Genomic DNA, 7,295 nt, shown 5'->3' with positions numbered 1-7,295 from the left:
GAGCATGGATTCCACTATATGCCCCGGGTCGACACTCCCTCTGACGGGCATTGGGGCGTGGAACTCAGCAACACGAATGACACCCTGGCCCTGATTGGCTACTTCAGTGGTCAGCCGTATGTGGTGGGCATGGCTTTCCCGGTGGGTGGTATGCCCCTGCCGTTAGATGTGCTCAAGATTCAGACGGTCGTCGGGTCGTACCTGGAGATGGACGCGGGGGGTACGGTCACCGTGGTCGCCTCGGAGACACGTCGCGGTGGGTCTGGCGGTGTGACCGGGGTGTCGGCCGTGCTGTCCGCGCCGAGTAATTTTATTGACCTGACCACCTCCAAGGCGCGGGTCTTCATGGGCGCCGGGGGCGTGTTTGAAGCGACGTGCGTCAATGGCAACAAATTCTCGATGAACGCCGGCGGCGACATCGAAATAACCAGTGGCGGCGGGGCGGTTATCAACATGGGCGCCGATGGCGTCATCAACTTCAACCCCTCCGACCCCAACGCGCCGGTATAGGCCCATGATTGATTTACTGTCCACTGCCGCTTCCGCGACCGCTGCTGCCGCCGCTACGGTGGCCCTGGGCGATCTCGGCCAGGAAGACCGACCCATCATGCTCATCATGTACGGGGGCATCCCCTGGATGCACTGGTTTGTGCCGCGCCCCGAGGATATGTCCTACGTCTACCCCACGCGCGCCACCGCCATCAACACCCTGGGCGGGGCCTACGTTGACGATTTCGGCTCGGCCATTGCCGAGATCAGCATCCGCGGCAACACCGGCTACAAGATGGGCGGGTCCTTTCTCGGGGTGGGGAGTGGGGACGCCCTGTTTTTTAGCCTACGCAATCTCATGGTGCAGGGCTATCACGCCCAGCGCCTGGCCTATGCCAAGGCCGGTATGGACCCCGACACCATTCAGCTCATCCTGGTGGATACGCTCAACATGACCAGTTTCCGCGTCTATCCCCGCAATTTTCAGTTGCAGCGCAGCAAGCAGAGCCCCTTGCTGTACCGCTTCAATATCCAACTGTGGGGCCTGGAGCGGCTGATCTGATGCCCTCGATCGCGCATCTGGGGGACACCACCACCCATTTTGGCACCGTGGTCACCGCCTCGGATGATGTCAAAGCTGAAGGGCGAGGCGTGGCGCGCATTGGCGACTGGGTGTTTTGCCCCATGCGCGGCACGCCCGAGAATCCCGATGGCCCCATCCACGGGCTGGTGCAGATTGTCACCGGCGCCAGTACCGTGATCGTCAACAGCCGCGGGGTGGCAACGCACGGCTCCCTCTGTACCTGTGGCGCGGCGGTCATCAGCACCGGCACGGTCAACGTCGAGTGAGGCCCTATGTCCTTTATCACTGATCCCCGCCACGACCTGGGTTACCAGGTCACGGCCCTCAACCGCGCCCTGGCGGCGGTGCCCGGGCTGCGTGCCCAGCATCGCGATCTACCCGAGTGGCTGACCGGCTGGCAGGCGCTGCTGACGCAAGCGGTGGCCGAGACCCGCGCCGGGCAAGCCGAGGGCGAGGATGTGGCGCGCCGCGACTTCTTGCTGCTGGCCGAGCAGATTGCCAACGTCGCCATGCTGGCCCTGGCCCGCGCCCGCGCCACCGGCACCCCGCCGGTGCTGCTGGCCCTGTGGCCGCTCTTCGCCAATCACCTGCACACCTGGCACGCCCTGCGCGCCGCCCGGCAAGGAGTTTCCTGGTCCGGGGCACGCGCCGCCATCTCCGGGCGCCTGCCGATCCTCGCCCTGACCCCGGTCGGGGAGCGGGTCCGGCAGCGCCTCACGGTCGATGTGCTCGAGGCCCCGCCCTTGACCTGGGTGGAGACCACGACAGAACTCAACAGCCTGGCGGAGGGCTTGCTATGGCGCGCGTAACCGATATGCCGGTACGGATCGGCGACACCCTGCCCAGTCTGGCGCAGCGGGTGCTCGGCGATGGTCTGCGCTGGCGGGAGCTGGTGGCCCTCAACAACCTCAAGCCCCCGTATTTGGTGTCGTCCCTGGACCCCCTGGATCGCCTGCCCAGTACCGTGCTGTGGGGCGACTGGATCAAGGTCCCCGCCCAGGCTATCAACGCCAGCGTGGTGACCGGGGAAGAGGCCCTGGGGCAGGATGTGCGCCTGGATAAAGGGCGCCTGACGACCACTAACGGCGACCTGAATCTGGTGCTGGGCGGGGCGAACTTTAGTCAGGCCCTGCGCCATCGGGTGACGGTCCCCTACGGTAGCTTTCCTGCCCCATCCCACCTATGGCTGCGAAATCTACTCCATCCTGGGGGTGGGCAATAACGCTGTGGTCATGCTGTTGGGAGCCGGGTTTGTGCGCCGCGCCCTGCTGCGTGATCCCCGCAGCGCCTCGATCACCGTGGGCGCCCGGGCCGCCGGCGACACCCTGGCCATTGACGTCCAGGCCCAGGCCGTCGGCGAGGAGCGGGTGACGGACCTGAATATTCTCTATCAACTGCCGGTGATCTGATTATGTACCAGCCGCTCGCCTACCCGGAAATTCTGACGCGCCTGGTCGCCCATGTGCGCGCCAGCAACGACAGCCTCACCGATTTTAACGTCGGCTCGGTAACGCGCTCCTGGCTCGAGGCCACCGCCATCGGCCTGGATGAGCTGTGGATGGGGGCCACGCAGGCCATCAACGAGGCCATTCCCCAAGCGGTCTTCTCCGGCTTCGACTTCGGCAAGCTGCCCGCCACTTACGCGCTGGGTGAGGTGACGTTTTACCTCACCGCCCTGCAAACCAACGACGTCATCATCCCGGCGGGGACCCGGGTGCGCCTGTTGGGGGGCAGCGCCGAATACCTGACCCTGGCCAGCGCTACCATCCCCACCGGCAGCTACGAGGTCACCACCCTGGCCCGTGCCGCTCAGTCGGGACCTGACGCCAATGCCGAGGTCGGTGGGCTGTCGGTGATCGTCAACGGCACGGCGGAGATGATCACGGCCGCGGTCGACGGCACCAATCGCCAACCGATCCTCAACGGGCGCTACGAAGAGACCGACGCCGAGCAGCGGGCACGCTTCACCGCCTATATCGCCAGCCTGGCGCGCGGCACCCTGGGCGCCCTGGAGTACGGAGCGCGGCTGGCGATGCTGGAGGAGGACGGGATCATTGTCGAGCAAGTGCGCCATGTCGCCATCGTCGAGACCCCGGGACGGGTGGAACTCTATCTGCACAACGGGGCTGGCAGTACCACCCCGGCCCTGGTGGCGCGCACCCAGGCCCTGATTGACGGCTATCGTGATGACACCCAGGACCTCATCGTCCCCGGGTATCGCCCGGCGGGGATGGCGGTGGTATGCCAGGCCATTACCGATGTGCCGCTGACGGTGACCGCTACCGTGACCCTGGCCGCCGGCTATGAGCTGGCGGACGTGCGGGTGCAGGCGCAGGCCGCCCTGGTCAGCCTGCTGCGCTATTTCAGCGGCGCGCAGTTGACCGTGCCGACGATCATCAACACCCTCTACGGGGTGCCCGGTATCGCCGACGTGACCCTGCTGGCGCCCTTGGTCAGCCAGGCGTATGCCATCCACCAGCGCCCGGTGTATGGCACTGTCACCCTGACGGAGGCGTAGTGTGATGCAAGCCCTGTCTTTTCGGCGGGGATAGGCAATTGATCTTAATGCTTGAGTTCTTAAAAACAGTGATTCATAATATGACGCATGAACATCGTGCAGCGCGCGTACCGATACCGGTTCTACCCGGACGCGGAACAGGAGAACATCCTTGCTCGCACGTTCGGTTGCGCCCGGTATGTGTACAATTGGGGTTTGCGGCTGCGCACCGATGCGTTCTACAAACACCAGCAGCGCATTGGCTACGCGGGAACCTGCAAGTTACTGACGGCGTTGAAGCAGGAACCTGCCACGATTTGGCTGTCGGAATGCAGCAATGTTGTATTGCAGCAATCCCTCAGCAACCTCGATACGGCATTCAAAAATTTCTTTCAGGGTCGAGCGAAATACCCGACGTTCAAGAAGCGCAACGACAAACAGTCAGTACGCTACACAACGTCCGGGTTTCGTTGGAAGAACGGCCAAATACGTCTAGCGAAAATGGATGCGCCGCTGAATGTCCGCTGGAGTCGATCCTTCAACGGAATCCCGTCCAATGTCACGGTCAGCAAAGACACGGCGGGTCGGTATTTCATTTCGTTTTTGGTAGAGGAACCCATCAGTCCATTGCCGGTCATCACCAAAATGGCTGGGATCGACTTAGGGTTGAAAGATGCCGCGATTTTGAGCGACGGGACGAAAAATCCCCAACCCCACTTTTCTGCGCAATGCAGAACAAAAGTTAGCCCGTGCTCAACGGCGTTTATCCCGCAAACAGAAAGGATCGAAGAATCGCGCAAAGGCCAAGGCCAAGGTTGCGCGGATTCATGCCAAAATTTCCGATCAACGGCGGGATTGGCAGCACAAGCTCACCACGCGAATCGTTCACGAAAACCAAGTGATCAGCGTGGAGAGTCTCAAGGTCAAGAACATGGTCAAGAACCACTGCCTTGCCAAATCCATAGCGGATGTCGGCTGGGGCGATATCGTGCGCCAGTTGGAATACAAGTCCAATTGGTACGGACGGACTTTTGTCCAGATCGACCAGTGGTATCCCAGCAGCAAGCGGTGTTCGGACTGTGGGCATATTTTCGAAGCGTTGAGCCTGGCTATCCGCGAATGGCGCTGCCCGGAATGTGGGGCGAACCACGACCGGGATATCAATGCCGCAACCAATATTCTGTCGGCGGGCCTGGCGATTCTTGCCGGAGCCGATCAGTTACGGTTGCACGAAAAAACTACGGCGGGACACGCCGGACGTTAAGCCTGCGGAGTTTGAGTCAGACTCCAATGGGCCAATCCCAAAGGAGCATCGAACGATGAAACAGGAATCTGGAAGGCAACAACCAGTAATCCCCGTCCTTCTGGGCGGGGATGATGTCAAGGAGGGCTAACCCCGTGTTTGAGCCCATCCAGCGCTACCTGCCCCAGTATTTCAACAGCGACCCGGAGAAGCGCGAGGCCATTCGGCTGCGCGCCCCGGCGGGGACGACGGCGCCGTGGGAGATTCGCGACGAGCGCCTCCACATCGCCTGGGCGGACCAAACCCGGGTGTACGAATTTCGCGACCACACGGTGGGGTCGCTGGTGGATGTGCTCCAGGCCCAGGGCTTTACGCTGGACCCGGGCTACGACCAGATTCTGCTGGCCCTGGGGGCGGTGGTGCTGCTGGAAGGTCGCGGCACCTTGGTCGACTTCAGCGGCACCCCCTTCTACGGCTTTACCTCCCTGCTGCACGCCATTACCCGCCCAGTAGAGCGCGAGTGGCGGCTGTTTCATGCCGCCATTCCCGAGGCCGTCGATCAGGAAAGCATCGCCACCGCCGATGCCGAGTGGCTGGATGTCCACGGTGCCCTTTACGGCATTCCGCGGCTGGCGGGGATGGACGATGCGGCCTATCGGGCGCACCTCATCGCCGAGGTCTTCCGCCCACGCAATACCCCGCGCGGCCTGGAGCACAGTCTGCGCCGGCTGGGGTATCCCGCCGTACGGGTGCGCGAGCCCTGGCAGGAGATGCACTATCTCAGCACCGACGCCACCCTGTCGGGGGCGCACCACTTACCCGGGGCGCCCATCTATGAGTATCACACCCTGCAATTGACGGCCAATGCCCACCAGGCGTGGGCGGGGCCGATGGCCGAGGTTGAGGCCGATCGCCCAGCGGGCACCATCCTGTTGCCCCCCGCCACCCTGCTGCCCCCCGCGCGACTGGGGGCGGTCCTGGCCGACCTGGTGATCCATACCGTCAATACCTTCTATTACGCCGTGGTGCTGGCCTGCAATCGCTATGGGGTGCTGTCGCTGGATCTGACGCTCTCCGCCGCCCTGGCCGCCCCGCCCATCAGTCTCGCGCGCATTACGGTGATGGTCATATGGACCGCCGGGCTGCGGGAAGGGGTGGTGGGCGCGGTGTGGGGTGGCGCTTGGGACGACCGTACCTGGTTGGTGGCGGGGGCCGCCCCGGCGGAGATGTCGCCGCCGCTGACCATTGTCCTGCCGGAGGGGTTTGACACCCTGTTGGCGGACCTGGCCGACCAGCAAGCCGGGGTGCTGGCGACCCAGACGCTGGCCACGACCACCTATGCCGGCGTCCCCGAATACGCCGCCATCATGGCCGAGTTGCTGCGGATCAGCGCGGCCCTGTGGGCGGTGGATGGCCTGTTGAATCAGTGGCGTACTGGTGATCCCGATGTCACGGTCGCCGCGCAGGCCAGCCTGACGACGGAAGCGGACGCCTTTGTTGACGTCCAGGACCTGCTGGCCAGTTACCCGCCGCCCTGAGCGTCGTGACAATAGGCTACCCGCTACACCGCCACAAGGAGCATCTATGGCTATTCTGACTACCGTGGGCCGCGTGGCCTGGGCGGCTGCCACCAAGGCACTGCCGCTGCATCTGGCCTGGGGCACCGGCGATGCCGCCTGGGACACCATCCCGGTCGCACCCCTGCTGGGGGATACCGCCCTGGTGGCGGAAGTGGGGCGAGTGGCCGTCACCACCACCGGCTATGCCGAGGTGGACGCCGAGGGCGAGGTCGAGACCCCTTCGGGCAATTACACCCTGGTCGCCGGTCCCACCAACAACCTCTATCTGCGCTTCGACTTCGGCTTTGCCGCGGCTTCTGATCAGGTCATTCGCGAAGTGGGGCTGTTTATTGGCACCACCATCGTGCCGGGCCTCCCCGCCGGGCAAACCTACTTCCTGCCGGCGGAATTGGCTACGACCGGGACCCTGGTCGCGGTAGAACGCTTCGCCCTGCCTCTGGTGCGCTCGCCCTTGACGCGCCAGCAATTTGAATTTGTCTTGGTCATCTAGCTATGTCGATCGACCTGCCGCACTACGACCGCTTCGACCCGACCGCCAACTACGAGCGGCACCTGTTTCGGGCCGGTAACGTCCTGCAATCAGCCGAACTCAACGAGCTGCAGTCGGCCTCGATGCACCGCCTCCAGACGGTCACCAACGCCCTCATGAAAGAAGGCGATGTGCTGTCCGGGGCCATCATCAACATCAACGCCGACACCGGGGCCACCACCATCACCGGCGGGGCCATCTACCTGCGCGGGGCGGTACGCGGCATTCCCGCGGACACCCTGACTCTACCGATTGTCGGCAACGTCAGTGTCGGCGTCTATCTGGTGGAGTCCATCCTCACCGAGGTCGATGACCCCACCCTGCGCGACCCGGCAGTGTCCTTCCGTAACTACCAAGATCCCGGCGCGGCCAGG

Annotated in this window: 10 protein-coding genes and 1 pseudogene; all 11 read left to right on the top strand. The window is 63.8% G+C overall.

The window, feature by feature from the left end; all coding sequences use genetic code 11:
* The first annotated feature begins 18 nt into the window (after positions 1-18).
* On the top strand, positions 19-510 hold the full coding sequence (locus IPN92_20950; GenBank protein MBK8640611.1) for a hypothetical protein: 492 nt from the start codon (positions 19-21) through the stop codon (positions 508-510).
* A 4-nt stretch (positions 511-514) separates the two neighbouring features.
* Positions 515-1,051: a hypothetical protein gene (locus IPN92_20945; GenBank protein ID MBK8640610.1), complete on the top strand. Its 537-nt coding sequence runs from the start codon at positions 515-517 to the stop codon at positions 1,049-1,051.
* Positions 1,051-1,338, top strand: a complete 288-nt coding sequence (locus IPN92_20940; GenBank protein MBK8640609.1) for a PAAR domain-containing protein — start codon at positions 1,051-1,053, stop codon at positions 1,336-1,338. Before IPN92_20945 ends, IPN92_20940 begins: the two co-directional genes overlap by 1 nt.
* Before the next feature lie 6 nt (positions 1,339-1,344).
* Positions 1,345-1,881, top strand: coding sequence for a hypothetical protein (locus IPN92_20935; protein MBK8640608.1), 537 nt, complete (start codon positions 1,345-1,347; stop codon positions 1,879-1,881).
* Positions 1,869-2,294: a LysM peptidoglycan-binding domain-containing protein gene (locus IPN92_20930; protein ID MBK8640607.1), complete on the top strand. Its 426-nt coding sequence runs from the start codon at positions 1,869-1,871 to the stop codon at positions 2,292-2,294. Before IPN92_20935 ends, IPN92_20930 begins: the two co-directional genes overlap by 13 nt.
* Positions 2,295-2,304: 10 nt before the next feature.
* Positions 2,305-2,481, top strand: coding sequence for a hypothetical protein (locus IPN92_20925; protein MBK8640606.1), 177 nt, complete (start codon positions 2,305-2,307; stop codon positions 2,479-2,481).
* A 2-nt stretch (positions 2,482-2,483) separates the two neighbouring features.
* On the top strand, positions 2,484-3,590 hold the full coding sequence (locus tag IPN92_20920; protein ID MBK8640605.1) for a baseplate J/gp47 family protein: 1,107 nt from the start codon (positions 2,484-2,486) through the stop codon (positions 3,588-3,590).
* Between the two features lie 87 nt (positions 3,591-3,677).
* Positions 3,678-4,833 (top strand): annotated as a pseudogene (locus tag IPN92_20915) (transposase).
* Positions 4,834-4,967: 134 nt separating this feature from the next.
* Positions 4,968-6,350: a hypothetical protein gene (locus tag IPN92_20910; GenBank protein ID MBK8640604.1), complete on the top strand. Its 1,383-nt coding sequence runs from the start codon at positions 4,968-4,970 to the stop codon at positions 6,348-6,350.
* A gap of 46 nt (positions 6,351-6,396) precedes the next feature.
* Entirely contained in the window at positions 6,397-6,882 is a 486-nt protein-coding gene (locus IPN92_20905; protein MBK8640603.1) for a hypothetical protein, read from the top strand.
* A 2-nt stretch (positions 6,883-6,884) separates the two neighbouring features.
* Positions 6,885-7,295: DUF4815 domain-containing protein (locus IPN92_20900; protein ID MBK8640602.1), on the top strand; the 411-nt coding region annotated here is incomplete at its 3' end.

The organism is Chromatiaceae bacterium, from assembly GCA_016714645.1.
Classification (GTDB): domain Bacteria; phylum Pseudomonadota; class Gammaproteobacteria; order Chromatiales; family Chromatiaceae; genus M0108.
The sequence above is the reverse complement of the archived record's forward strand: the minus strand, read 5'-3'. Positions and strand labels throughout refer to the sequence as shown.